Here is a 3188-nt window from a genome sequence, read left to right as displayed (position 1 = left end):
AACCAGCAGTAACAGAATAATTTTTATACTCTTATTGGCATACATTTAGCTTTCTTCCTTTTTAGAATTTAATAATTATTACTGGTACTGCCAAGGCTGGCTGTAACCATGGATAATATTATAATTCTCAATTTAGCCCTGAGTAAATTAAAAAAAAATTAGGGGTAAAACAGGGTTGTTCCATTCCCATGCTCCAATTACAGCTGTAAGCTATATCCTTCTGGGTATATTTCTTTGATGCAACTTAATGGCTAAAAGGTAAAATAATATGGAATACAGTATAAGGACTAAAAAGTCGATGCCGATGTTAAAATAGTTTTCCTGGTTTATGGAAAACCGGGTTAAATCGGTAAAATAGGTAAGGGGAGAAAGATAGGAAAGAACCCTGCTCCAAGCCGGCATATCCTGGATGGGTATAAATATTCCGCTTATAAACACCAAGGGAAATTTCACTACAGTAGTTATCATATTAATATTGGCCGGAGTATCAGAGGGCGCAGTAGACATTAGGGATCCCAGGGCGGAAAAACAAAAAGAAGCCAAAATAATACCCAGTATGAAAACCAGCACGTATTGGATGCTAATCCCTATCAACAGTCCAACTATAATAGGAATTATAGTTATAATCAGGCCAAATAAAAAAGAAGCTAAAATGTCTCCCAGGATTATGGTGGATATCAGGACTGGTGATGAAACCAGCCTCTCTAAAGTCTTAGTCCTAGTTTCCCAGGGTGCAATTAAGGGAACTACTGCGGCAGCTGTAAAAAAAAGAGCCATCGAAATTAAGCCAGGCAGCAGATCATGGGTAGAAATGTTCCTGCCCAGCCCAAATGCGAGGAAAAGAAAGATAGGCAGCAGTACCCCAAATATTAATACTGGTGCCTTAAAAAAGTAAATACGAATATCTTTTTTGCATATAGCCCATGCTTTTGCCAATTGTTCAATAGCCATAAAATAACCTGCCTAAGTCTTGGTTAATTGTAAAAATACATCTTCCAGGGTCGGTGTAGTGGTGTTTAAGCTAATTATCCTCAGGTTCCTGTCTCTGGCCATATCTGTCAGGTCAAACAATAAATCCCCTGGGTTCTTGGTATAAAGCCTAAATTTATCACCCACTTTTTCTGCACGGTTTACTTTGTGCATGGAACTTAAATCATCCAAATCTATTTTGCCCTCAAAAGCCACTACCACCGACTGCAATTCTTTAGTAGTAAGCTTTAAGTTCTCGGGAGTATTAACCGCTGCCAGTACCCCCTTTTCTATTATTGCTATCCGGTCGCATAGCTGGTTGGCTTCCTCCATATTGTGGGTGGTGAGAAATATGGTAGTGCCACCCGCATTAAACTCTTTAATCTTGGCCCTGATAATACGGGTGCTGTTTACATCTAAACCGGAAGTGGGTTCATCCAAAAATAAAACCTCAGGCTGGTTTAAAAGGGCCATACATATAATCAGTCTCTGCTTCATCCCTTTGGAATAGTATTTAACTAGTTGGTTTTTACGCTCATACAGTTCAAACTCCTGTAAAAGTTTTTCTGACCTGTCTATTCGCTGCTTCCTATTTAGGCCATAAAGTTCACCCTGAAACATCATATTATGCCAGGCAGTGAGATCTATGTAGGCATTGGAAACTTCTGGAATAATACCCATGCTCTGTTTGGCTTTGAGGGTTTGGGTGCTAATATTGTAGTCCATCACCGAGATGCTTCCACTGCTGGGTTTAATAATTCCGGTAAGCATCCTTATAGTAGTAGTTTTCCCTGCTCCATTGGGTCCCAAAAAACCAAAGAATTCTCCCTGGGCTACATTGAAGCTGATATTATTTACTGCAGCAATGGAGCCAAACTTCTTTACCAGTTGTTTTACTTCAATAGCGTTATTCATATTAAAATTTTTTTCTTTTATGCCACAGTATACACTTGGGTGGGCTGAATTTATAGATAAAATAAAAAATATCATCTTTTAAAGCATATAGGGTGCAGATAATTTCTGGTTCTAAAACCAGGCAAGTTCAGGGTAATCTGAAATATTTACTAAAACCAGCCTTTCCTTCGGCATAAAGCTTATGCCAATTTTCAGGAACGGGCATAACTGAATAAAGGAATTCCCTGTCAGCCTCTAATAAGCGGCGGGGTAAGTTCATAAAATCAGCAGCACATATGATATGATGTTTGGCCCGGCTGTTGACCTCATCCAGCCATTGCAGCCCTTCTCGGCTTCTTAACAGGTGATGGTCTAATATGACTGTTTCTATTTTCTCTGATAACTTGAGTGCATTTTCCCTGGCTGCTTCTAACAGGTTTCTGTCTAATCTGTCCTTAAGGTAAATAGGTGGACCTGAGGCAAATAGAATATGAGGTTTCCACTGTATTATTTCTGCCGCTACCTGGTGGTTTAATAATTGTATATCTGAAGCGTGTACAAAAACAATGTCATCTTCTATCTTGGTCATTATAACGGTTACCCCGCCCGGCCGGGTCTCACCATGAATAACAGGCTGGGAAAAACTGAGGTGTTTGCTTGATTTAGTACAGGGTTCCCCTAAACTTCTATAAATGTCCTCTGCCCTTTCTTTTTCCTTGTTCCCTAAAGAATTGCTAGGTTTGGACCATACTCTCAACCCAGGTTTGGTCTTAGGGATTATAGCTAAGGACAGCTGATAGGGGTTGGCATTCTTAAGGGGCACATGATCCCCATGGAAATGGCTAAATACTACATCCGTAGCCAGGGCAAAACGATTTACTATTTTTGCTCTAATTTTAGCCCCCATAGCTACTTGAAATGGGTGGGGTAGAAGATTTTTCCTTCTATAACCAAGAGCCAGGCCAGGATCAATTAGAATACTTTGCTTGGCCGTTTCTACCATACAGCACATCCCTCTTGTCCCCAGTGATTCAGCAGATAGAATTTCAATTTTCATTATTTCCTGTGCCCCCTAACAAAAGCTAACCTTGCCCATCAGCCCAAAAAGAATCTTTTGGAACCAGGCAACATAGAATTTTTGGAGAGAATATTGCTATCAATAATTTTTTTAGTCTGGTATTAGGGCTGGATAAAAAGTTATCCTTCCTGGCTTTGCTGCTCGGGTGGGCTAAATCGGGGCCAGGGTATAATCATGGACACCTGTTTCTGGTAATGGGCATAATTGGGTTTAGCTTTTAAAATATGTTTTTCCATCAAGGGAATAC

Annotated in this window: 3 protein-coding genes; all 3 read right to left on the bottom strand. The window is 39.9% G+C overall.

The features are described 5' to 3' along the window. Positions 1–210: 210 nt before the first annotated feature. The 3 genes from PHN32_09145 to PHN32_09135 all read right to left on the bottom strand — a co-directional run bounded on the left by PHN32_09145 (position 211) and on the right by PHN32_09135 (position 2920). A complete protein-coding gene (locus PHN32_09145; protein ID MDD3777753.1) occupies positions 211–951 on the bottom strand; it encodes an ABC transporter permease in 741 nt (246 codons plus the stop codon). Between the two features lie 12 nt (positions 952–963). After that, positions 964–1884 (bottom strand): ATP-binding cassette domain-containing protein, encoded by a 921-nt coding sequence (locus PHN32_09140; GenBank protein ID MDD3777752.1) that lies wholly within the window; start codon positions 1882–1884, stop codon positions 964–966. A 127-nt stretch (positions 1885–2011) separates the two neighbouring features. Further along, positions 2012–2920, bottom strand: coding sequence for a hypothetical protein (locus PHN32_09135; GenBank protein MDD3777751.1), 909 nt, complete (start codon positions 2918–2920; stop codon positions 2012–2014). Positions 2921–3188 lie beyond the last annotated feature (268 nt).

This window comes from Actinomycetota bacterium, from assembly GCA_028698215.1.
Lineage (GTDB): Bacteria > Actinomycetota > Humimicrobiia > Humimicrobiales > Humimicrobiaceae > Halolacustris.
Note: the sequence above shows the minus strand (reverse complement) of the source record. Positions and strands in the feature narration are given on the sequence as shown.

Coding starts and splice junctions, on each gene's coding strand:
- PHN32_09145 (MDD3777753.1), bottom strand. CDS start 951: ATGGCTATTGAACAATTGGCAAAAGCATGGGCTATATGCAAAAAAGAT.
- PHN32_09140 (MDD3777752.1), bottom strand. CDS start 1,884: ATGAATAACGCTATTGAAGTAAAACAACTGGTAAAGAAGTTTGGCTCC.
- PHN32_09135 (MDD3777751.1), bottom strand. CDS start 2,920: ATGAAAATTGAAATTCTATCTGCTGAATCACTGGGGACAAGAGGGATG.